Here is a 21,265-nt window from a genome sequence, read left to right on the forward strand (position 1 = left end):
CTATCCCTTTCCATAATCCATGCTGAGGTAATTGAGAAAGTCGCTTAATAATTCAGGATCAAAGTCCTCTGATTGACTGCTTAAATCATCCAGGGCAGCTTGGCAGGCTTGGCGTTCATTATCCAAAGCATCAAGAGCCCCCTCTTTACCGAGGAGACTAGGATAAGTATTCTTATCACTGTCTAGGTCCCCGTGCGACTTCTTGCCCCGTTCTTCATCCGTCCACATGACTTCTTGGAGGTCGTTTTGAATTTGATAGGCAATGCCAAAGTGCTTAGCATATCTAGCTAACGAATCCTTAGCAGCCGTGTCAAGATTCATAATTAAAGCGGGAGCCATGATGGCAAAGTATATCAGGGCACCGGTCTTCTTAGCATGTAAGTTTTTAAGTTCTTCGATTTTTAACTGCTTTTCTTCACTAGCCATATCCATAATCTGTCCGTCTACCATGCCTGACTTGCCCGCCGCTTGGGCTAAGAGTTGGACTAGTTGGAGACTGAGCTTAGGATCAATGTCTGCTTGCCCTTGGCTTAAGACTTCAAAGGCTAGGGTCAATAAGGCATCCCCCGCTAAGATAGCCGTGGCTTCGTCAAACTTCTTATGGTTGGTGAGTTGGCCGCGACGGTAGTCATCATTATCCATGGCCGGTAAATCGTCATGGATCAAGGAATAGGTATGGATATATTCCAGCGCACAGGCTGGCGCCAGACCTAAGTGATAATCATAGCCAAAACTCGCTAACGTGGCTAATAAGAGGCTAGGACGGAGGCGTTTGCCCCCATTTTCTAAGGAATAGCGCATAGAAGCTAGCAAACTGTCCTGGCTATCCTGACCTAAGTGGTCGATTAATGCCGCCTCTAAATCACTGTTAATGCTTTGGCGGAAGCTCTTCAAATCCATTATTGGTCCTCATTTCCCTTAGCAACTTCAAATTCTTCCAATTCATCCTGGTCGTTCATGAGTTTAGCCATGGTTTTTTCGGCATTTTCTAAGCTTTGGCTACAGTAATTAGAGAGCTTGACCCCCCTTTGAAAGGCATCCATGGATTCTTTCAGAGGGATGTCGCCGTTTTGTAGTTGAGCGACAATGCCTTCCAATTCCTTTAAAGCTTCTTCAAAGCTGAGTTCCTCAATCTTACTATTCATCATCATTCTCCTTATTCTGTAATGGCTGTAGAGCTTCTTTCTTGGATCCAATAACCTGACTGTTTAAGTAACCATCAGCTAGTCTGAGCTGGACATTATCGCCAATAGTCACTTGGTCAACCGATTCCACCGGTACCTGGTTCTTACTTAAGTAGACATAGCCGCCCGATAAACGCTTGAGGGGAGACAAGAGGTCTAACTTACCCGCCAATTGCTGTAATTGGTATTGCTTACGTTCCAGGAGTTGCCCTTGGACTTGGCGTAATGACTCACCTAGACTGGCTAACTTGTGCTTGTTTTCTAAGACTAATAGTTTAGGACTCAAACCTTGTAATTCCGATTGGACCTGTCTCAGTCGCCGTTCCTCTTGGTAGAGCTTGTTAGACACTAGGTCATTCAAACGATTATCTAAGTCGGCCAACTTGAGCCGGTAACCGTCATACATCTTCTCGGGTTGCTTGAATAGATAAGATGACTTGACTTGCTCTAAGCGGTGCTTGAAGTAGTTCAAACGGTTGAGTTGGATTTGAACCAGCCGCTGCTTATAGTCGTTAATAGTAAAGATTAGGTCATTGAGAACTGGAGTTGCCAGTTCAGCCGCCGCTGTTGGGGTAGCCGCCCGCTGGTCACTGACATAGTCCGACAAGGTTGTATCAGTTTCGTGGCCAATGGATGAGATGACTGGCGTTTGACAAGCAGCAATAGCTCGGACAACTTCCTCTTCATTAAAACACCACAAGTCTTCAATAGAACCCCCACCCCGACCAATAATAATAGTATCGTATTCCCCACTTTGGTCAGCTCTTTGCAGGTTCTTAACAATGCTCTTGGCAGCTTGTTGGCCTTGGACCACGGTCGGATAGAGGACAATCTGGACAATGGGATAGCGACGTCTAGCGGTGGTAATAATATCGCGAATGACTGCCCCCGATGGTGAGGTTACGACCGCAATCCGCTTGGGGTACTTAGGGATGGGCTTAGCTTCAAAAGTAAAGAGCCCTTCTTCGCCTAGTTTCTGCTTCAATTGTTCAAAGCGGACATAAAATTGACCGATCCCATCGGGCTGGATATGGTCAATAATGATGGAATAGCGGCCCGTTTTTTCATAGAGGCTCAGTCTGCCGATGACTTGGACCTTCATCCCATCTTCTAAGTCGAAATTAAGTTTGGAAAATGTTCCCCGAAAGATAATGGAAGAAATATAAGCGTCGTCATCCTTGAGACCAAAATATTGGTGCTTATTCTTGCCCCGGTTACGGAAGCCTGACACCTCGCCCACCAAATGGACCGTTTGCATATAGGGGTCACGGTCAAACTTGGCCTTAATGTACTTGGTTAATTGCGAGACCGAGAGATACTGGTCTTGGGCATCATTCATTCATAACCCTCGTTTCTATGGCGCGGATTAACTGGTCAAAGATCAAGGTTGTGGTTAAGGGGCCTACCCCACCCGGAACTGGGGTCAGGAAACCTGCCTTACTTTCTAAGGCTTCGAAATCCACATCCCCGCTGACTTTTCCCTTTTCATCATAGTTGGTCCCAATGTCAATGACTACTGCGCCCTCCTTAACCATATCCGCTTGGATAAAGTGGGACTTACCGATCGCCACACAGAGGATATCGGCTGCTTGGGTAATGGCTGTTAAATCTTTGGTGTGGGAATGGCAGACGGTAACGGTAGCGTGGCGAGAGAGGAGTAATTGGGACAAGGGCTTACCAACAATATTACTGCGGCCGATAACTACGGCTTGCTTACCCGCAATCTCAATTCCGGAAGCTTCGATTAGACGCAAGGCTGAGAGGGCTGTATTTGGAATCATCTTAGGGGTTCCTTTTAATAAATAGCCCAGGTTGAGAGGATGGAGGCCATCCAAGTCTTTTTCTGGGGCGATGGCTTCAATCACTGCTTGTTCATTGATATGCTTAGGCAGGGGCATTTCCACCATAACACCGTGGACATTAGGGTCAGCATTCTTTTCTTTAATGGCTTGGACCAGTTCCTCAGTCGAAGTGGCTTCTTTTAGGGAGATAAAATCATAGGTCACCCCTAATTTTTCCGCTAGACGGCCTTTAACCTTAGCATAGGCAGCACTGGCATCATCACTCTCCACTAGAAAGGTCACCATCCGTGGCTGAATGCCCTGGTCTTTTAAGGCGGCCACCCGCTGGCTTAAGTCAGCCTTCAGGGGCTCTGTAATCGTCTTCGCTTGCAATGCTTGCATGTTATCGCTCCATTCACTTTACAAATTCTCTTACCACTAAGTATATAAGAATTTTCCCTAAAACAAAAGTCAGGAAAACAGGTCAAAAAAGCCCTGAACCACTAGGACAAACCCAGGCCGGCAGTTACAACTACCTGCTATGGTTCACCCAGTGGTGGTCAGGGCTGACTATTAAAGCACATATTTATTTAACAAGAGGCCTTGATAAAATCACCAATGACCTTAATCAGTGATTCTCCTCTGACTGCTTATTTCCGGCTGTAGCTAAGATACTGGAAAGAACGCCATTGATAAAGCGTCGGGAGGCTTCGTCGGAATAGCGACGGGCTAAGTGAATCGCCTCATCAACTGCAACCACTCCCGGTACCCGGTCATGGTTCCCATAAAGAATCTCATAGGCGCCTACCCTTAAAATAGCCAGGTTCATCGCCTCCAAGCGTTTGAGTGACCACTTGCCTTGGATGTGGTCTTCAATAGCTTGGTCAATACTTGCTTGGTGGGACGCAATACCATCTAAAAGTTCTTGGTAATAAGGCGGTAAGCTGAGCTCCTCATCTTCTGAGACAGCCGCTTGTTTAAAGCGCTTATTGCCCTTCATTTCCCCTTGGCTCTTCTCCAAGGGGAGGCCTTGACTCTTCAATTGGCCCAATTGTTCTTCATCAATTTCTTCATAGCTCAATTGATCTTCTAGATCGTCAAGATTGGCTAATAAGTAAGCAAAGCTCTCTTCTTTCGTGCTTTCTGGCACCATAGCCTCTTGGTAGAGGGTGAGTACCGCTAGTTCACGTATTTGTGATAATCCTAAATTCATTATTGCCACCTAACTATTGTTCCCAAATGGCGAGATCGCAAACCACAACATTGACCCGGTCTACCAGAATATCTGTCATTTCATAGATCGTTTCTTTGACATGTTTTTGTAAAGCCAGCATGGTTTTAGGAATGTCGCGACCATACTCACTGACGACTGCCATTTCAACCACTACTTGGCCGGACTCATCATTATAGAGTCTGACACTGTTGGCTTTTGAAAAGAAAGCTTGAAATGAGCCTTGGTATTCATTGATCGGTAGCGCACCTTCGATATGCTCACAAGCAATGCGGGCTATGGTTTCAATCACTTCTGGAGCTATGTTGATACTTCCCTTAGCATCCACTTCATGGGAAAGGACTTCTTGTGCTGTTGATGTTGTCATATTATCGCCTCTCTTCATGACATCATTCTTTATGAGATAGACAAAAGGATTTTTTCATCCATTAACTGACGGCCACTTGGTAAGTCAACTAGAAACTAAGCCCGGGAAATGTATTCGCCGTCGTTGGTGTTGATGACTAATTTATCACCCTTGTTAACAAAGAATGGCACGTTAACGACTAGGCCGGTTTCCATAGTAGCTGGTTTGCTTCCGCCTGATGCGGTGTTGCCTTTGATTGATGGTTCAGTTTCGGCTACTTCGAGTTCTACGGTGTTAGGAACTTCTAGACCAATGACTTCCCCTTCAAATGAAACCACTGAAACGATCATGTTTTCTAATAAGTATTTTAATTCGTTTTCAATTTTTTCAGTTGGAATTTCGATTTGTTCGAAGGTAGTGGTATCCATGAAGACATGGGAGTCCCCAGCTGCATATAGGTATTGCATTTCTTGGGAATCAATGTGGGCAGTTTCCACTTTTTCCCCTGCACGCCAGGTCTTATCGGTTACGGCACCTGAACGTAGGTTTCTTAATTTAGAACGAACAAAGGCACTCCCCTTACCTGGTTTAACGTGTTGGAATTCAATAATCCGATATAAGTTGCCGCCGTCTTGGATGGTTAAGCCATTTTTAAAGTCATTTGTTGTTATCATTCTTTATCTCCTTTTTTCTTGAAATCATTTCTATTTTAGCATAGACGCGCTAATTTTTCCCTAACTAGCTTGATATTTTACAAAACAATCAATTCACGTGGGGATTTGGTGATGTATTCGTTGCCATCTTCATGGATGAGTAAGTCATCTTCAATCCGGACACCACCTAGGTTTTCCAGGTAAATTCCTGGTTCATCAGTAATAAATTGGTCGGCCTTGAGTACATTTTTACTGTTTGGTCCAGCCATTGGGGCTTCGTGGACTTCCAGACCGATACTGTGGCCTAGTGAGTGGCCAAAGTTTTTACCATAGCCTTGGCCTTCGATGTAGTCACGAGCAATAGCATCCAACTCTTGACCAGTCATGCCAGGTTTGAGGGCTTCTTGGACCATGCGGTTAGCATCATAGACAATTTGATAGATCTTCTCTAGGGTAGAATCCACTTGTCCCACGGCTACGGTCCGAGTCATGTCAGAACAATAGCCTTGATAGTAGCAACCAAAGTCAATGGTAATTAACTCATGGTTGGCGATTAATTTATCCGTAGCAACCCCATGAGGCATGGCTGAGCGTTTACCAGAAGCCACGATGGTATCGAAGGAAATCCCACTAGCACCGAATTCGCGCATCTTAAAGTCCAGGGTGTTGGCAATATCAATTTCACTGATCCCCGGTTTAATGTAGCCCAGGATATACTCGAAGGCCTTATCAGTAATTTCACAGGCTTTTTTGATCTTGTCAATTTCATCAGCGTCTTTGACTTGACGGAGGACTTCAATCATCCCGGAAGCAGGCACCAATTGCACTTCTAAAACATTTTCAAAGTCGTCAAATTGCGCGACTGTCACATGTTGTTCTTCATAACCGAGTTGACTAACCCCATTTTCTTGGAGTAGTTCTTGGATCAGACGCAAGGGGGAAGAATGTGAGGCAGAACCACCTGCTTCAATGACCTCATAACCTTGGCACTGGAGTTTCGCTTGCTCGGTGTAACGAAAATCGGTAATAAAGTAAGCGTTCTTGGTTGTTACTAAGGCTAGTCCACTTGTCCCAGTAAAGCCAGTCATGTAGCGCAAATTATAGGAATCGGTCACTAAATAAGCGCCCAAACTTTCTTCTTGCAAACTCGCTTGGAGCTTTTTGATACGTTCTTTCACAATAGTTCCTCCTTATTTACTGAGTAAGTAATGTAAATCGTACACTCCATTCTACCACAAGTTGGGAAAAATATTTTATAAACTTTATTTGATGCCTCTTTCTTAGGTTGATTGACTATTTTGGGCAAAAATGTTTATGTCTAATGATCTCCATAGAAAAAGGCTGTGGATATAACCACAACCTTCTATAAAATAGAAATTGTCTAATTAAAATTCTCTCCAGCGATTTCGCCCTTTGATGTGACTGTCGCACTCTCTTCTTAAAAATTTAGGTCATAAACAGTATCACTGGCATAGATGGTGACACGACATAGTTGCTGGTCATTTTGGGTGTAGTAGTCAACTTGGCCGAGGTTAAAGTAAAAGCGTTTATTGAGCTTTAGCTTTGCTCGTTGATCTTTAATCTGCTGGCGGACCTCCTTATCCTGCTGGTCTTTGAGTTTGGCTTTGACTTGCTTGAGCTCTTTTTCTTTGGCATCATTCATTCTTTTTTGTCTAGCCTCTTCTTGAGACTCTCTCTCTTCAGGAGAAAGCTCCTCAGCTAAATCTTCCTCCTCTAAATCGGCTTCCTCCCTGGAAGTTTCTTCCGCTGCTTTTCTAGCGGACAGGTCTTCTTGAGCCTGATCATAGTTTGGATAGACATTAACGAGTAAGATTTCTGTCTCCTCATCCTCATTTTCCAGCATTTCCTCTAAACCAGGTCCATTAACTAAGACTTCTTCAGAGTCAGTATCGGTATTGACTTGGATAAGATAGACTTGGTCGGGATCAGAAGTATCCAATTGTCCTTGATCGATTATGGCTGCAAAATACTCCTTATTTAATGAAGGAATTGGTTCATAAGCGTCTCGCTCTTGATTCTGCTTTTCCTTATCTCGCTTTAGACCTGCTTCTTGTTCTTCGCGCTCTTTTTGCTGGGCAGCTTCCTCCTTATCTTGGATCGCTTTTTCGATCCTTTTCTCTTCTATAGCGAGGCGGTCTTCATACTTGGCTTCCATTTCACTTTCTACCTGGTCTTCAATTTTCAAGTATTCATGTTGGTAGGCCATTTCTGCCAAGCTATGGACCAGGTACCCTTCCGCCACTGTCCGCATATTGGTGATATTAACTTGGTAGAGCTTGAGACTGGCTAGCGACAACAAACTTAAGATAAAGAGCAGGGAGAGAGAATAAAAAAGGATGGAGCCCGACTTATCCTTAATCGCTTTCACTTTCCCTAGCCTCCTCTCTAAAGGAAATCAGTGCTTGGTATTCCTTTTGATCAGCCAAGCGGCAATTTACCCTCACCTGGTGGGAGTTGACCATGGTGAACTTTACCCATTCCACCCCCATCAAATAGGGTTGGTGGCCCCGACCTGAGACCAGGCGGCGGATCATTGAAGACTCTTGGTTACTGTAATACTCCATCTGAATCCGTTGGCCACTAGCCAGTTGGTAGTTCAAGCGAGTGCCGGTCGCCCAATTGAGCCGACTATGGCGGGCTTCTCTTTGCAGCTGCATCAAGAAAACGCCCCAATCATCTTGCTGGATATCCTTAACCGCTTGGTAGTGGTTAATCTCCACTTCGACCACCAGGACAAAGAGGGACTGGATCATAAAGAATAAGGCTAGGGCCAGGACTGCTTCAATTAAGGTAAAGGCCGACTTATTCCAAGTCTTCCACACTTTCCAATTCAATACTGACTGCCTCCACTTCTTCTCGACCGGGAACATAGGCGGTTCCCTGGATAAAATTCACTTGCTCTGTTTTTTCTTGGCCGACGCTATCTAGAATATCAGCGTACAGGGTTTCCTGTTGGTCAAGGGCTGCTTGCTGGCGGTTGAAGTGCCCTATCTGTAAAGGAATCATAGTGACAAATAATGATACAAAGGAGGCAATTAAAAATAAAGAAACTAGGGCTTCGACCAGCATAAAGCCAGCCTTATTCCTTACGTTTTTCCACCACATACTTGCCCACTCCTAACTGAAATTTCACCATGTAACGTCCTTGAGGATAGCGTAGGGTAACCGTTCGCGGCTGGATATAACCGGTCCCTGGTTGGATGCTGACCTTTTGGTAGGACTGGATTCGGGTACCTTTGGGTAAGAGGATAATATCTTTTATATAAGGATCTTGTCCCTCCTTGGCCTGCATAATCCGTACCTGGTCAGAGAGAAAATAAAGATAGTAGTATTCGCCCTTGATAATGGCCTCCTTCTGACAGGCTTCATAGCTCTGCAAGATTTTCTGGAGGCAGGTTTCAACAGCTAAATTTTGACTGGCCTTTTGGCTTTGAATCATGGTTACCGTAAAGATCACCCCCACAATAAATAAGGTTAAAACCATGGACAGGAGGGTCATCCCTGCCTTGGCCTGTACTTGCTTAAACTTCATGCTTACTCAGCGGATATGGAATTGAAGCGGTCTGCTTGCTCTTGGCTTAAGTATTCTTCTGCCACCAATTGGTCAATTGTCCCCTCTTGACCATCATGGTCATTTTTGTAGAGGATCTGCTGGGTTTCAACAGTTTGTATGAGGGCTTCGTCCCCGGTTTCCTGGGCACTGTCTCTTTGGTTCATGATATTAGGTAAAAAGAGTAAGATCAGTAAGCCTAAAATAAAGAGGACAACGATCATTTCTAAAAGGGTAAAACCCTCTTGCTTATGGACACCTAATTTTTTCATCATTCGATTCGCTTTATGATTTAAGACATTCATCATCCTGGTATCTCTCCTATCATATTAAACATGGGTAGCATCAACATCAGATAAATGGTTACGATAAATAGAGCAATCACGATAAATAAGCCATTCTGAATCCAACGCATGAGGAGTTTGACCTGGTCTTGGTAATTCTTCAGACAGCGCTGACTGTAAAGACGCATCTTGAGCGCCAATTGACTCAGTAACTCCCCCTGGTGGACAATGGCGGGAAATTCCCGGGTAAAAATATTAACCGCCCTTAGCTGGCCCACAATGGCCTGCCCTTCTTCATAAGAATGAGCTAGATAGTGGCCAAAGTCATAGAGGAAAGGAACTTCTTCTTGCTGGCTAAAGGTATCAATAATCTGTTTAATGGAATAGCCCACCTGGAAGAGCTGGCTAAATTCATAGGCAAAGTAATAGGTGTAATAAAGCCGCAAAAGTCTGCCTAAAATTGGAATTTTAACCAAGGTCTGGGCTTGAACCAAGGGGCCCACCTTTCGCTTCCAAAGTTGAAAAAGCAAATAGAAAACCACTAGCGCCACGACAAAAATTCCTAAAAGTAAGGGGAGGTTTTCCAAGCACCAAAAGAGTAAACCTAGGACTCCAGAGTCAGGACTGGCTTGGAGGCGGTCAAATTGAGGTAAGACAAATCCCCGCATTCCCAGAAGCATGGCTAAAAGTAAGACCACTAGAAAGACCGGATAGCGTAAGCTTTGCCTGATAGTGGCTTGCTGCTGGGCTCTCTCCTTGAGATAGGAACTGATGGTCTTTAGGCCTGGAGCAAAATCACCCCAGCGTTCAGCGACTTGGATTTGGAATTGAATATCCTTAGCCAGTTTCATTTCTCCAGTGGTTTCATAGAAAAAATGCCCTTCAATTAATAAGGCCTCCATGGCTTTAAAGGTCTCTTCCTCCTTGGGATAGAGGGCAGCCAAGAAGGAAAAGATATCAATCATTTGAAAACCTTCCATTAACATGTCAGCGATATAGGCAAGCACTTCCGCTTGGAGGCTTTTATTCCAAGAGGAAGTAATTTCATAATTAGCAATTTTCTTCCAATTGATAGGCCGCCAAAAGTTCGGCTTGGATTTTTCCATGGGTATAAGCCTCCTGCAATTTACTATTTAAAGACTTAAAGTCACTGGCCACTTCTCCCTTAGTGAGGTAGAGGGCCAACATGCGGGCATTCATCCATTCACAAAAAAGTTGCCGCGACACTCCTTCTCCTTTGACAGGAATGAGGCGCTGAGAAGCTACAAACAAGAGCGTTTGCAGTAGTTGTTCTTGGCTCAGTCCCAATTCCTTGAGACGGCCAATGACGCCGATACAGTTCTTGGCATGGATGGTGGCAATCACCAAGTGCCCGGTTAAGGCTGCCCGCATCACCATCTGAGCAGTTTCTTCATCACGAATTTCACCGATCAAGAGAATATCGGGATGGTGGCGGAGACTGGCCTTGATCAAGCGTTCATAAGTTAATCCTGCCTTGCGGTTGACTGAGATCTGTAGAAAGTTGGCTTCCTTAATTTCGACCGGGTCCTCCATGGTGATCACCTGGCAGGCGCGTTCCTGGTAGACCTCTCTTAAGAGATGATAGATGGTTGACGTCTTTCCCGAGGCCACCGGGCCAGAGAAAAGCATGAGTCCACTTTTTCGATAAAGGTATTTCTTCATCTCAACTAAGTCTTTAGCCTCTCGCTCACTGTAATGCCACTGACTTTGGTCATAGAGCAGACGGATCACCAAGGATTCCTGCATAAGGTAGTTGGCTAAGGTGGACAGCCTGAGTTCAATGTCTCCTTGGTCTAATTGATAGATCAAGGCCCCTTCTTGAGGTAAACGTTGCTCGCCCACATCTAAATGACTAATATACTTCAAATAGCGAATCCAACGGCTTCCAAAGTCTAAGTCAAACTGGCGCACCGGCTTTAGGATTCCCTCTTGGCGAAAATAGACTTGGTAAAGGCCCCTTTCTGGCAAGAGATGGATATCATCCACCCGAGCTTGGTAGGCTTCCTTGAGTATTTCTTGAGTGACTTCCTGCAAATTATCCCTCCTATTCCTTCATTAAATACTATGAATGACTTAGGCGTTAACCGCCTACTTATTGGTCCGCAAAACTCTTCACTTTTTATTTTTAATTTTCTCAGCTTTTTAAGCTAAAAATCAGTTTGCTGAACTCTCATCCGTCTGAGACCAAAAATGTCAAATAGCTAAAGCGCTATCATTTTTCTCCATGCAAAAATCGTCAGCGAATGCCGACTTTTTACTGTTTTTTCAAGATTTAATCCCGGGTAAAAATGACTTTAATTGCCTTCTGTCCTATAATGAATTGCAGAGCTCAAACTGGCTTTGTGCTTATAAAATAAAAAAGAAGGATGGTGGAATAGATGGATAAAATCATAGAGCAATTGCACCATATGGAAGTTGATGCCAATCGTCATCTTGAGAGTGTTCAAGAAGAAAAATTAGCCTTGCGTCAAGACTATGACCAAAAAAAAGCTGATTATAAGAAACAAGCTCAAGCAAAATATGACGAAGAATTAGCCAGGGTCCAAGCCCGTAACCAAGACTTACGCGAGAAACGTACCCAAGACTTGCAAGCAAGCTACAACCGACAAATGGAGCAAATCAAACAGCTCGTTGATCATGATCAAGACAGCTACCTCAAGGATTTCTTCAATCAATTACAGGCACTCGGAGTGACAGGCGATGACTAACTATACCGCTATCAACACCAAGGTCCGGGCCATGAAAGGGAGCCTCGTCTTGACTCCAGAAGAAATCGATGACCGCTTAGCAGGTTATACTTTGTCAGACCTCTACCAGGTCCTCGACCAATTGCCCTCCTACCACCAAGTGATGCCCAGCGAACAGAACAAGCTTGACCTCACTGCGGAAAACTTGATTGAACTGATTGATCGGGGCTTGCGCTATGACTTTCTCAAGCTCTACCGCTTTTCTGGTTTCGAACAACGGGCGGCCTTGTCAGTCTATGGGATTCGTTTTGAACGTGAATTTATCACCAAGGTGCTCAGAGGCTTGGAACGCCAAGAATCGGTACCCTTTGTCGTTAACCCCTTTACTGACTACTTGGAAAAACACCGCCACTTTCATATCGGTGAACTAATTACCAAGACATCGGTCCTTGATGCGATTGATACCTTTAGAGATACCGATTACGGTAAATTCTTTGAGGATTATCATGATTATTTCCATGACCACGACTACAACCATTACATTATCAGTACCGTCTTTGAACAATACTGTGCGGTCTTGGTTTGGAAGAAGGCCAGTCGGGTACTTAATGATAAGGCCCTGACCCGCTTTAAGAAGTTATTTGGTAGAGAGATGGACTTAGCCAATATCCGGACCATTTTTCGTTTGAAATTCTACTATAAGGTGGATGAGAACTTTATCCGCTCCCAACTCTTTAGCCCAGGTCGCTATCTCAATGAAGCTAATATCAGTGCCCTCCTGGCTAGCCAGGACAAGAACAGCTTCTTCAATCTCTTGACCAATTTGGGTTACCAAGATTTATTCAAGAGTGGGGAGAATAAGGTCGTAGGATTGAAGCAACAAAAGGCTTGGTTAAAGACCATTGAACACCGCTTCGCTAAGAGTTTACCGCAGTCGGTTTTACCCCTCTTTGACTATCTCAGCCTCAAAGAACTGGAAGCTGACCTCCTCAAAGAAAAGGTCGAAGCCATTGCCTACCAATCCCCTGTTACTATGCCATTCCATAATTGAAAGGAGTTCCTTGGATGATTACAAAGATGAGTATGGTCAACATATCTGGTCCACGTGATGATATCGACCGGATGGCTGACCAATACTTAAGTCATTATGATATTCATTTAGAAAATACGCTAAAGGAATTATCAGAAATTCAGACTTTAAAACCCTATACTAGTCCTGATCCCTACCAACCCTGGTCTGATCGGATTGATAACTTATTACAAATCACGAGTGATGAAGAAGAAGAATTAGAAGGCGATTGTCGCGACTTAGACTTTGACTATATCAAGCGTCTAGTGACTGAAGTCGAAAAAGATTGCTCCGATGTCCAAGGGCAATTAAATGAAGTCAATGAATCATTGGAAAAGTTAGAGGCTGACTACCACACCTACCTGCCTTTTTCCGAAATCGATTATAACTTAGCCGATATTCTTTCCATGGAAAAGATTAAGTTTCGCTTTGGTCGTTTTACTGAAGCCAATTATCGCAAGTTTAAAAAATATATCGACAATATGATTCCTTCCATCTTCATTCCTTCTAAAACCGAAGACGGCTATGTTTATGGCCTTTACTTTGTGCCCGCCGAAGCCCGGCAACGGGTAGACGCTTTGTATTTCTCCCTAGCATGGCAAAGAATTTACCTGCCTGAAGAAAGTGGGACTTTTAAAGAAATTCTCAGCCGTTACCAAGGCGAAATCCAAAAACTCAAGAAGATGCAAGCTGATTTAGAAACCAAGCTTAAAGCCTTCCTCCTACCTGTTAGAGACAATTTATTGGAAGCTAAACAACGTCTCCATAAGTTATCCAAGGCCTTTGGGGTCCGCCGTTATGCAGCCATTACCCGTAACGAATTTGCTAAGAAGGAGACCCGCTATCTCTTAATCGGCTGGATGGATGAAGATGATGCCAAGTCCTTAGTCAACGATGTCAAAGATGATCCTAACGTAACCATCTATATTGAAGACGATAGTGATGAAGATAATATCGAACCACCCACGAAGTTGAAGAATAATTTTTTTACCAAACCTTTTCGCATGATCACTAAGATGTATGGGACCCCCAATTATGAAGAGATGGACCCTACACCCTTAGTGGCAGTAACCTATTCCTTAATGTTTGGGGCCATGTTTGGGGACGTGGGCCACGGGCTCTTACTCTTTTTACTGGGCTTAGCGTCCTACCATCTGCCTAAAGTCGCTATGGCCAAGATGTTCTTGCCAGTGGGTATTTCATCCATGCTTTTCGGTTTCTTATACGGTTCCGTGTTTGGGATTGAAGACAAGATTATTGAGCCCATCTGGTTGAGTCCAAGTAAGGCCATGACCAATGTGCCCTTCTTTGGGACTTTGAACACGGTCTTCGTGGTGTCAGTTTGCTTTGGGATGTTCTTAATTCTCTTAACCATGCTGATGAATTTTGTCTTACGGCTTAAAGAAGGCGAAAAATTAGAAGCCATCTTCGACCGCAATGGCCTCATGGGTTTGATTTTCTACGGATTAATGGTTTTGACCCTGGTCCTCTACATGACCGGTCATTCCTTACCTGCCCTAGGCATCATCATTGCCGTGATGGTTATTTCCCTACTCTGCATTGGTTTTAAGGAACAAATCATTAACTTTATTGAAAAGAAAAAAGCCGACAATGAAGACGGGATCGTGATTCAATTAATCACCGTTTTCTTTGAAGCTTTTGAAACCTTATTATCCTTTATTTCCAACACCATTTCCTTTGTCCGGGTGGGTGCCTTTGCCATCAGCCACGGCGTGATGATGGGGATTGTTTTAATGTTTGCCAATCTAGAAGGTAATAACCCTAACTGGTTGGTCTTTATCTTAGGTAACCTCTTTGTCACTGGATTCGAAGGTTTGGTTGTCTTTATCCAAGTCTTACGGCTAGAATTCTATGAACTCTTCAGTCACTTCTACAAGGGCGACGGGATTGAGTTCAAGAGCGTCTGGTCATCAACCAAGTCATAATTCATAAGTTTTCGATTTAATTCAATTTAATTTTAAAAAAAGGAGAATGAAAATGTCTATTGCTACTATGCTTAAATTAACTATTGCCTTAACCTTTATCCTTGCTTTTGTCCTTCCAGGCGCTTACTACTTCTTAGGCCATGCTGGTCGAGAACGTTATAAGAAAACCTTGGCTTGGAATGTCTTTGCCCTGGTTTCAGGAATTGCGATCGCCTTAATTATTGCCTACCACCCAGAAGTGGCCTTTGCGGCTGGTCAAGAAGCTGGCGCTGCTAGTGACGGCTTAGCCCGTGGTTTAGGTTTTATCGGTGCTGCCCTTTCTACTGGTCTATCCTGTGTGGGTGCTGGTATTGCCGTATCTAACTCTGCTTCTGCAGCTCTTGGTGCTATTAGTGAAGATTCATCTATCTTTGGTCGTTCATTGATCTTTGTTGGTTTGGCTGAAGGTATCTCCCTCTTCGGTTTAATTGTTTCCTTCTCTATCCTAGGTCAACTTTAATGAAACAATATCTCATTAGCGATAATGTGCATTCCTTAACCGGGATGAAACTGGTGGGCGTTGATGGCGTCTTGATCAAGGACCACGATTCATTTGAAGAGGCTTTTCAAGCAGTCTTGGAAAGAAATGATATTGGTGTTTTGATGATTTCGCCCCAGCTGATTGCTGACCACCAAGACCTAGTCGATGAGGTGCGATTCAACCGCTCAACACCTCTGATTGTAGAGATGTTAGGCCCCAATGAATATGCATCCGAACAATCCTCAATCGCTGACACCATCCAGCGTGCCATTGGGATATCCATTTAGGAGAGGAGCCTAGTATGAAACTTGAAGAAAAAATGGCTTATTTTAAGGATCAAGTGACCCAACAAAGCCAATCTGAAATTGACCAACAAATTAACCAATATCGGCAAACTCTAGAAGACGATTACCAAAAATTTCAAGAGCAAACCGATGAAACCTTTGCTCACCGTTTAGTTAACGAAAAAGAAGCCTTACGCAAGGAAAATAATAAGGCCATTTCTCAAATTCAAATCAACCAACAACGAGAATTGTTCTTAACCGAAGAGAACATGAAACTAACTCTCTTCAAAACCTTCACCAAGCAAATCGAAAGCTATCAAGAGAGTGAAGCTTATATTGAACAATTGAAAAAAATGCTGAAGAATATTCAAGCCTACGCAGGTCGTGAAAAATACGACCTCTACATCGATGAAAATGATAGTCATTTAAGAAGTCAATTAGAAAGTTATGCTTCCCACCCTATCATTATCTCTGACCGTCCCTTCATGGGCGGCATCCGGGCGGTATTAAGAGAGCGTCAAATCTTAGTAGACTACTCTTTCTTAACCTTTCTTGACCGCCTCAAAGAAAACTTTGTCATTAAGGAGGCTGATTAATCGATGGGAGAAAATACAATTTATGCCATTAATGGCCCCATTGTTACCGTCAAGGGCAATACTGATTTTTCCATGCAAGAATTGGTCCATGTCGGTAAGAGTCGCTTAGTTGGCGAAGTGATTCGTATCGACCAAGCCAAAACCACCATCCAAGTCTACGAAGAGACCGCCGGCTTAAAACCAGGTGAACCCATTTACGGGAGTGGCTCAGCCATGACGGTTGAGCTGGGTCCTGGCCTCTTGAATAATATCTACGATGGGATTGAACGGCCCCTAGAAGATATCGCTGAATCCAGTGGTTTCTATATTAAAAGAGGGGTCAATGTCGACTCGCTCGACCGCCAAAAAGCATGGCAAATCACCCCAACCGTTCAAGTCGGTGACCAAGTATCAGCCGGTGACGTTATTGCTGAAGTGCAAGAAACCCAAGCCATTAAACATAAAATTATGGTGCCTAATTCTGTGGTCGGTGAAGTGGTTGATGTAGTGGCTCCTGGATCCTATACCATTGAAGAGACCCTAGCTACTATCCGCCAATTTAATGGTGAGGAATACCAAGTCAAGGCCTATCAAAAATGGCCTATCCGTACCCCACGTCCTGTGGCGAAGCGGCTAGAAAGTACTACCCCACTGCTCACTGGGCAACGGATTATTGATACCGTCTTCCCGATTGCTAAGGGCGGGACAGCGGCCATTCCAGGTGGTTTCGGCACTGGGAAAACCACCATGCAACACCAAATCGCTAAGTTTGCCGATGCCGATGTCATTGTCTACATTGGTTGCGGGGAACGTGGCAATGAAATGACGGAAGTCTTGGAAGATTTCTCCAAACTGATTGACCCGCGTTCTAACGCCCCATTAATGGAACGGACCGTCTTAATCGCTAACACTTCCAATATGCCAGTGGCAGCACGGGAAGCTTCCATATATACCGGCTTAACCATTGCTGAATATTATCGGGATATGGGTTATGATGTAGCCATTATGGCCGACTCCACTTCCCGTTGGGCGGAAGCTTTACGTGAATTATCGGGCCGTTTGGAAGAAATGCCAGCTGAAGAAGGTTATCCAGCCTACCTGGCTAGTCGGATTGCAACCTTCTATGAAAGAGCCGGCGACATGGAAACCCTCAACCACGACAATGGTTCAGTGTCAATTATCGGGGCGGTTTCCCCTCAAGGTGGGGACTTCTCTGAACCCGTGACCCAAAACACCAAGCGTTTTGTCCGTTGTTTCTGGGGACTGGATGCCAACCTGGCCCATGCCCGTCACTACCCAGCCATTAACTGGATGAATTCCTATTCTCAATACGTGGATGACTTAACGGCTTGGTATAATAAACAAGTTTCCGAAGAATTCGTGGAGAACCGCTCACAAATGATGGCCCTACTCCACGAAGAAGATGAATTAAATGAAATCGTAAAATTAATTGGTTCAGATATCTTACCTGATTCGCAAAAATTGACCCTTCAAACCGCACGAATTATTCGTTTAGGTTTCTTACAACAAAACACCTTCCACGAAATTGACCAAGCGGTACCGATTGCTAAGCAAGCCAAGATGTTAGATGTGATTCTCTATCTACATTCCCGCTGCCAACAATTGGTCCAATGGGGGATGCCAATGTCTTATATCGCTAAGGCTGATATCTTTAACCAATTAATTACTATGAAGTTTGATGTGCCAAATGATGACTTAGAAGCTTTTGATCATTATTATGAAGATATCGATCGCTTCTATGAAAAAGCAATGCAAGAAAATGGATAAGGGGGAAAATAAATGGCAATTGAATATTTAGGATTAAGTTCGATTGAAGGCCCTCTTGTCGTGGTCGACGGAGTTAGGGGGGCGGCCTATGGTGACATTGTCCGCTTCCGAACTAACCGTTCTGACCAAAAAGTGGGTCAAATTATCACAATTGAAGGCGAACATGCCCTGATACAGGTTTTTGACTCGACTACTGGAATGTCCTTGGATAATACCCATACCCACTTTACCGGTAAGGGGATGGAATTAGGCCTAGGTCCTGATATCTTAGGACGGACCTTTAACGGGATCGGTCAACCGATCGATGGCTTAGGCGCTATCCACGCTGAAGTGAGCCGTGATGTCAATGGAGCGCCCCTCAACCCGGTCTCACGGATCTACCCGCGTGACTATATCGAAACCGGTTTTTCCGCTATTGACGGCTTAACTACCCTGATTCGCGGGCAAAAGCTACCAATCTTCTCCGGTGATGGGATGCCCCATAACCAACTGGCTGCTCAAATTGCTAAACAAGCCAAACTCGGTGACGGCGTAGACGGCGAATTTGCGGTCGTCTTTGCAGCCATGGGGGTTAAACACGATGTGGCCGACTTCTTTAAGCGATCCTTTGAAGAAAGTGGCGCCATGGAACACGTGACCATGTTCGTCAATACTGCTGACGACCCCGTGATGGAACGTTTGATTACCCCACGGATGGCCCTCACTACCGCCGAATACTTAGCCTATGATTTAGGTAAGCATGTCTTGGTTATTTTGACCGATATGACTTCCTTCTGTGAAGCTTTACGTGAAGTTTCTAACGCTAAACAAGAAATTCCTTCCCGTAAAGGTTATCCTGGCTACCTCTATTCCGAGCTAGCTACCATCTATGAACGGGCAGGAATTGTTAAAGGACGGCAAGGTTCTGTAACTCAAATTCCAATTCTAACCATGCCTAACGATGACATCACCCACCCGATTCCTGACCTTACTGGTTATATTACTGAAGGCCAGGTGGTATTGGACCGGAGTATTGAAGGGAAGAATATCTACCCACCAATTAATCCTCTCCCTTCCCTGTCACGTTTAATGAAGGACGGGATTGGGGACGGCTACACCCGTGAGGACCATGACGCGGTATCTAATCAACTCTTCGCCGCTTACTCCCAAGCCATTGATGCCCGTTCGCTAGCATCGGTTATCGGGGAAGAAGAACTTTCTGACTTAGATAAGAAATACTTAGCCTTCGGGGAAGCCTTTGAACAAGAATTTATTGGGCAAAAGCAAGATGAGAACCGGACAATTACCGATACCTTGAACTTAGGATGGGACCTACTCCGTAGCTTCCCACGGACCGAGTTAAACCGGATGGATAGTCAATTACTCGACAAATATTATGAAGATACCACTTATTCTTACAAAAAAGATGCCCTAGATAAGGATAGTAAGCAGGACGGTGAGGACTAATGGAAGTCAACCACACCCCCACCAAGGGGAATCTCATGCAGGTTGAAAAAACCTTGCGCTTATCCAAGAACGGCCACGAATTAATGGACCGTAAACGGATGATTTTAATGAATGAAATTATGTCCCTGGTGCAAAAGGCTAAGAAAGTCCAAGAGCAATTAAAGGAAGCCTATCAAAAGGCCTATGAGTGCCTCTTTGAAGCCCAGAGAGAGATTGGTTTACATACCATTGCGGACTGGGCCCAAGATGTGCCCCAATCCGATAGTCTTAGCCTCAAAGTTCGTAGCGTGATGGGCAGTGAGGTGCCTGAGGTCGACTACCAAGCTGAGGCCATGCAACCGGCCTATTCCTTCTCTCAAACCACCACAAAAATGGATGAAGCCCGGATTGCCTTTGAAACAGTTAAGGACTTAGAGATGCAACTGGCCCAAGTAGAGAACGCGGCTTACCGGCTAGCCTCAAATATCCAAAAAACCCAAAAACGGGTCAATGCCTTGAAGAATATTACCATTCCGCAATTGCAAGACGCTCAAAGAGACATCTCCTCAGCCCTTGAAGAAAAGGAAAGAGAAGAATTCACCCGCCTTAAAGTGGTTAAACGCATCCTTACTGCCAAGGATGAAGCCCAAAAAGAACGCATGCGCTCTGAAGCATAGAGTGCGACAATAGCCAAAAAGAAGTCTAGGATTTGCCTAGGCTTCTTTTTTATACATAATAGCTTATTCAGTAATGTCTTATTTAAAAACGAGTATAAAAAAGGAAGCTGATTGATTCCAGCTTCCTTTTCATTTATCCTAAGCCTTATTTTTTAGCTTGGTTTTTAGCTTCTTCTTTACCGTCTTTGGCTTCTTTTTTAGCGGTGTCTGCGACATCTTTTGATTTTTCTTCGACTTCTTTACCAGCTTTTTTGGCTTCGTCTTTGGCGTCTTGAGCAGCTTCATCGACATATTCCTTGGTGTAGTCGTAAGCTTCCTTAACGTCGTCTTTAGCCTTGTGGTATTGTTCGTTAGCTACACGGCCAGTTTCTTGTAAGGAGTCTTTAAGGGTGTCGGCACTTTCTTGTAAGTTAACGCGGATGTCGTTAGCAGCATCTGAAGTAGCTTCGTAGATAGTGTTTCCTTTTTCGATAGCAAGATCAGCATAGTCCATCGCTGTGTCTTTTAAGTTGTTCGCTTGGTCATTGATGTCTTGACGTAATTCTTTACCAGATTTTGGGGCGAATAATAAAGCTGTTACAGCAGCGGCTGATCCACCAATAATTGCTCCGAGTAAAAATGCACCTGTTTTATTTGACATAAGATATACTTCCTTTCCTTTTTCACACATTCACACTATTCGGCTAAAATGCCTTGGTTTCTGATTGTTCTTGAGCCTTACGCATGTCGCGTTTTTTCTTAAGTAATTTAGCTGATTTTCCAATCTTTTCAAAGCCAGAAACCTTGGGATCAACCTGGCTATTTTCACTGGCTTGACGTACTTTCTTGTAACCGGCTTTGGCTTGATCAACTTTTTCATCCGCTTTATTGGTGATATTCAATACCAAATCGCGGGTAGAATCATTCACATCGGAAATGGAAACTCCAACATCTCCCACTGCTTGGAATAAAGGATCAACCTTAGCTACCTTACCGTTAACGTCTTCCAGTAGTTGGTTGGTCTTATTAAGTAGGCCTTGAGCTTCTACTGAGATACCGTCGACATCGCGTCGGAGAACGGCAATTGTTTTATTGGCCTCATCAACTGTATTCACAACTTCTTTAACCGTTTGTGTCAATTGACGGATAAATAAAACAAGAAAAACCACTAAAACAGCGAAGGATACTGCAGCAATAATTGCCGCTATCTCACTCCATGTCATGCTATACATCACTCCTCACAT

Annotated in this window: 26 protein-coding genes; 9 read left to right on the forward strand and 17 right to left on the reverse strand. The window is 44.2% G+C overall.

Annotated features, from left to right (window positions below; translation table 11 throughout):
* The 15 genes from DBT50_RS05975 to comGA form a co-directional block, all read right to left on the reverse strand.
* Entirely contained in the window at positions 1-900 is a 900-nt protein-coding gene (locus tag DBT50_RS05975; RefSeq protein ID WP_111853096.1) for a polyprenyl synthetase family protein, read from the reverse strand.
* Positions 900-1,145 carry an exodeoxyribonuclease VII small subunit gene (locus DBT50_RS05980; protein ID WP_111853095.1) on the reverse strand — a complete coding sequence of 82 codons (246 nt, stop codon included), beginning with the start codon at positions 1,143-1,145 and terminating at the stop codon, positions 900-902. The genes DBT50_RS05975 and DBT50_RS05980 overlap by 1 nt, the downstream gene beginning before the upstream one ends.
* Positions 1,138-2,523 (reverse strand): exodeoxyribonuclease VII large subunit, encoded by a 1,386-nt coding sequence (gene xseA / locus DBT50_RS05985; RefSeq protein ID WP_111853094.1) that lies wholly within the window; start codon positions 2,521-2,523, stop codon positions 1,138-1,140. The genes DBT50_RS05980 and xseA overlap by 8 nt, the downstream gene beginning before the upstream one ends.
* Positions 2,516-3,367 (reverse strand): bifunctional 5,10-methylenetetrahydrofolate dehydrogenase/5,10-methenyltetrahydrofolate cyclohydrolase, encoded by an 852-nt coding sequence (locus DBT50_RS05990; RefSeq protein ID WP_111853093.1) that lies wholly within the window; start codon positions 3,365-3,367, stop codon positions 2,516-2,518. Before DBT50_RS05990 ends, xseA begins: the two co-directional genes overlap by 8 nt.
* A gap of 226 nt (positions 3,368-3,593) precedes the next feature.
* Positions 3,594-4,178, reverse strand: a complete 585-nt coding sequence (gene nusB, locus DBT50_RS05995; protein ID WP_111853092.1) for a transcription antitermination factor NusB — start codon at positions 4,176-4,178, stop codon at positions 3,594-3,596.
* Between the two features lie 13 nt (positions 4,179-4,191).
* Complete coding sequence (locus tag DBT50_RS06000) at positions 4,192-4,563, reverse strand: Asp23/Gls24 family envelope stress response protein (protein ID WP_181566063.1); 372 nt, start codon at positions 4,561-4,563, stop codon at positions 4,192-4,194.
* A gap of 95 nt (positions 4,564-4,658) precedes the next feature.
* Entirely contained in the window at positions 4,659-5,216 is a 558-nt protein-coding gene (gene efp, locus DBT50_RS06005) for an elongation factor P (protein WP_013668769.1), read from the reverse strand.
* A 77-nt stretch (positions 5,217-5,293) separates the two neighbouring features.
* On the reverse strand, positions 5,294-6,373 hold the full coding sequence (locus tag DBT50_RS06010) for a M24 family metallopeptidase (protein ID WP_111853090.1): 1,080 nt from the start codon (positions 6,371-6,373) through the stop codon (positions 5,294-5,296).
* Between the two features lie 260 nt (positions 6,374-6,633).
* Positions 6,634-7,584, reverse strand: coding sequence for a hypothetical protein (locus DBT50_RS06015; RefSeq protein WP_111853089.1), 951 nt, complete (start codon positions 7,582-7,584; stop codon positions 6,634-6,636).
* Positions 7,571-8,050: a competence type IV pilus minor pilin ComGF gene (gene comGF / locus DBT50_RS06020; protein ID WP_181566062.1), complete on the reverse strand. Its 480-nt coding sequence runs from the start codon at positions 8,048-8,050 to the stop codon at positions 7,571-7,573. The genes DBT50_RS06015 and comGF overlap by 14 nt, the downstream gene beginning before the upstream one ends.
* Positions 8,019-8,321, reverse strand: coding sequence for a hypothetical protein (locus DBT50_RS06025; RefSeq protein ID WP_111861681.1), 303 nt, complete (start codon positions 8,319-8,321; stop codon positions 8,019-8,021). Before DBT50_RS06025 ends, comGF begins: the two co-directional genes overlap by 32 nt.
* Positions 8,296-8,748, reverse strand: a complete 453-nt coding sequence (locus DBT50_RS06030) for a type II secretion system protein (RefSeq protein WP_070559857.1) — start codon at positions 8,746-8,748, stop codon at positions 8,296-8,298. Before DBT50_RS06030 ends, DBT50_RS06025 begins: the two co-directional genes overlap by 26 nt.
* Before the next feature lie 2 nt (positions 8,749-8,750).
* Positions 8,751-9,074, reverse strand: a complete 324-nt coding sequence (gene comGC / locus DBT50_RS06035) for a competence type IV pilus major pilin ComGC (protein ID WP_224783829.1) — start codon at positions 9,072-9,074, stop codon at positions 8,751-8,753.
* On the reverse strand, positions 9,071-10,156 hold the full coding sequence (gene comGB, locus DBT50_RS06040; RefSeq protein ID WP_070559855.1) for a competence type IV pilus assembly protein ComGB: 1,086 nt from the start codon (positions 10,154-10,156) through the stop codon (positions 9,071-9,073). Before comGB ends, comGC begins: the two co-directional genes overlap by 4 nt.
* Positions 10,101-11,105 (reverse strand): competence type IV pilus ATPase ComGA, encoded by a 1,005-nt coding sequence (gene comGA / locus DBT50_RS06045; RefSeq protein ID WP_070559853.1) that lies wholly within the window; start codon positions 11,103-11,105, stop codon positions 10,101-10,103. Before comGA ends, comGB begins: the two co-directional genes overlap by 56 nt.
* Before the next feature lie 344 nt (positions 11,106-11,449).
* Between comGA and DBT50_RS06050 the strand changes: the two genes are divergently transcribed.
* The 9 genes from DBT50_RS06050 to DBT50_RS06090 are packed head-to-tail and all read left to right on the forward strand — an operon-like array spanning position 11,450 to position 20,042.
* On the forward strand, positions 11,450-11,779 hold the full coding sequence (locus tag DBT50_RS06050) for a hypothetical protein (RefSeq protein ID WP_070559851.1): 330 nt from the start codon (positions 11,450-11,452) through the stop codon (positions 11,777-11,779).
* Positions 11,772-12,809: a V-type ATPase subunit gene (locus DBT50_RS06055; RefSeq protein WP_070559849.1), complete on the forward strand. Its 1,038-nt coding sequence runs from the start codon at positions 11,772-11,774 to the stop codon at positions 12,807-12,809. Before DBT50_RS06050 ends, DBT50_RS06055 begins: the two co-directional genes overlap by 8 nt.
* A gap of 14 nt (positions 12,810-12,823) precedes the next feature.
* Positions 12,824-14,773, forward strand: a complete 1,950-nt coding sequence (locus tag DBT50_RS06060) for a V-type ATP synthase subunit I (RefSeq protein ID WP_070559848.1) — start codon at positions 12,824-12,826, stop codon at positions 14,771-14,773.
* 52 nt (positions 14,774-14,825) lie between these two features.
* Positions 14,826-15,272 carry an ATP synthase subunit C gene (locus DBT50_RS06065; RefSeq protein ID WP_083300499.1) on the forward strand — a complete coding sequence of 149 codons (447 nt, stop codon included), beginning with the start codon at positions 14,826-14,828 and terminating at the stop codon, positions 15,270-15,272.
* Positions 15,272-15,580 (forward strand): V-type ATP synthase subunit F, encoded by a 309-nt coding sequence (locus DBT50_RS06070; protein WP_070559846.1) that lies wholly within the window; start codon positions 15,272-15,274, stop codon positions 15,578-15,580. The genes DBT50_RS06065 and DBT50_RS06070 overlap by 1 nt, the downstream gene beginning before the upstream one ends.
* 14 nt (positions 15,581-15,594) lie before the next feature.
* Complete coding sequence (locus tag DBT50_RS06075; RefSeq protein ID WP_070559844.1) at positions 15,595-16,173, forward strand: hypothetical protein; 579 nt, start codon at positions 15,595-15,597, stop codon at positions 16,171-16,173.
* A 3-nt stretch (positions 16,174-16,176) separates the two neighbouring features.
* Positions 16,177-17,940 carry a V-type ATP synthase subunit A gene (locus tag DBT50_RS06080; RefSeq protein ID WP_070559842.1) on the forward strand — a complete coding sequence of 588 codons (1,764 nt, stop codon included), beginning with the start codon at positions 16,177-16,179 and terminating at the stop codon, positions 17,938-17,940.
* 12 nt (positions 17,941-17,952) lie between these two features.
* A complete protein-coding gene (locus DBT50_RS06085; protein ID WP_064292165.1) occupies positions 17,953-19,386 on the forward strand; it encodes a V-type ATP synthase subunit B in 1,434 nt (477 codons plus the stop codon).
* Complete coding sequence (locus tag DBT50_RS06090; protein WP_070559838.1) at positions 19,386-20,042, forward strand: V-type ATP synthase subunit D; 657 nt, start codon at positions 19,386-19,388, stop codon at positions 20,040-20,042. Before DBT50_RS06085 ends, DBT50_RS06090 begins: the two co-directional genes overlap by 1 nt.
* 145 nt (positions 20,043-20,187) lie before the next feature.
* Here the strand turns inward: DBT50_RS06090 and DBT50_RS06095 are convergent, their stop codons facing one another.
* Positions 20,188-20,682, reverse strand: coding sequence for a YtxH domain-containing protein (locus DBT50_RS06095; protein WP_070559836.1), 495 nt, complete (start codon positions 20,680-20,682; stop codon positions 20,188-20,190).
* Between the two features lie 43 nt (positions 20,683-20,725).
* Complete coding sequence (locus tag DBT50_RS06100; RefSeq protein ID WP_013668516.1) at positions 20,726-21,244, reverse strand: DUF948 domain-containing protein; 519 nt, start codon at positions 21,242-21,244, stop codon at positions 20,726-20,728.
* Positions 21,245-21,265: the final 21 nt, after the last annotated feature.

This window comes from Aerococcus tenax (assembly GCF_003286645.3).
In the GTDB taxonomy this organism is placed as follows: Bacteria; Bacillota; Bacilli; order Lactobacillales; family Aerococcaceae; genus Aerococcus; species Aerococcus tenax.

Coding starts and splice junctions, on each gene's coding strand:
- DBT50_RS06055 (WP_070559849.1), top strand. CDS start 11,772: ATGACTAACTATACCGCTATCAACACCAAGGTCCGGGCCATGAAAGGG.
- nusB (WP_111853092.1), bottom strand. CDS start 4,178: ATGAATTTAGGATTATCACAAATACGTGAACTAGCGGTACTCACCCTC.
- DBT50_RS06025 (WP_111861681.1), bottom strand. CDS start 8,321: ATGTGGTGGAAAAACGTAAGGAATAAGGCTGGCTTTATGCTGGTCGAA.
- comGB (WP_070559855.1), bottom strand. CDS start 10,156: ATGGAAAAATCCAAGCCGAACTTTTGGCGGCCTATCAATTGGAAGAAA.
- xseA (WP_111853094.1), bottom strand. CDS start 2,523: ATGAATGATGCCCAAGACCAGTATCTCTCGGTCTCGCAATTAACCAAG.
- DBT50_RS06095 (WP_070559836.1), bottom strand. CDS start 20,682: ATGTCAAATAAAACAGGTGCATTTTTACTCGGAGCAATTATTGGTGGA.
- DBT50_RS05980 (WP_111853095.1), bottom strand. CDS start 1,145: ATGAATAGTAAGATTGAGGAACTCAGCTTTGAAGAAGCTTTAAAGGAA.
- DBT50_RS05975 (WP_111853096.1), bottom strand. CDS start 900: ATGGATTTGAAGAGCTTCCGCCAAAGCATTAACAGTGATTTAGAGGCG.
- DBT50_RS06030 (WP_070559857.1), bottom strand. CDS start 8,748: ATGAAGTTTAAGCAAGTACAGGCCAAGGCAGGGATGACCCTCCTGTCC.
- DBT50_RS05990 (WP_111853093.1), bottom strand. CDS start 3,367: ATGCAAGCATTGCAAGCGAAGACGATTACAGAGCCCCTGAAGGCTGAC.
- DBT50_RS06080 (WP_070559842.1), top strand. CDS start 16,177: ATGGGAGAAAATACAATTTATGCCATTAATGGCCCCATTGTTACCGTC.
- efp (WP_013668769.1), bottom strand. CDS start 5,216: ATGATAACAACAAATGACTTTAAAAATGGCTTAACCATCCAAGACGGC.
- comGC (WP_224783829.1), bottom strand. CDS start 9,074: ATGATGAATGTCTTAAATCATAAAGCGAATCGAATGATGAAAAAATTA.
- DBT50_RS06060 (WP_070559848.1), top strand. CDS start 12,824: ATGATTACAAAGATGAGTATGGTCAACATATCTGGTCCACGTGATGAT.
- DBT50_RS06090 (WP_070559838.1), top strand. CDS start 19,386: ATGGAAGTCAACCACACCCCCACCAAGGGGAATCTCATGCAGGTTGAA.
- DBT50_RS06000 (WP_181566063.1), bottom strand. CDS start 4,563: ATGACAACATCAACAGCACAAGAAGTCCTTTCCCATGAAGTGGATGCT.
- DBT50_RS06085 (WP_064292165.1), top strand. CDS start 17,953: ATGGCAATTGAATATTTAGGATTAAGTTCGATTGAAGGCCCTCTTGTC.
- DBT50_RS06065 (WP_083300499.1), top strand. CDS start 14,826: ATGTCTATTGCTACTATGCTTAAATTAACTATTGCCTTAACCTTTATC.
- DBT50_RS06070 (WP_070559846.1), top strand. CDS start 15,272: ATGAAACAATATCTCATTAGCGATAATGTGCATTCCTTAACCGGGATG.
- DBT50_RS06100 (WP_013668516.1), bottom strand. CDS start 21,244: ATGACATGGAGTGAGATAGCGGCAATTATTGCTGCAGTATCCTTCGCT.
- DBT50_RS06050 (WP_070559851.1), top strand. CDS start 11,450: ATGGATAAAATCATAGAGCAATTGCACCATATGGAAGTTGATGCCAAT.
- DBT50_RS06075 (WP_070559844.1), top strand. CDS start 15,595: ATGAAACTTGAAGAAAAAATGGCTTATTTTAAGGATCAAGTGACCCAA.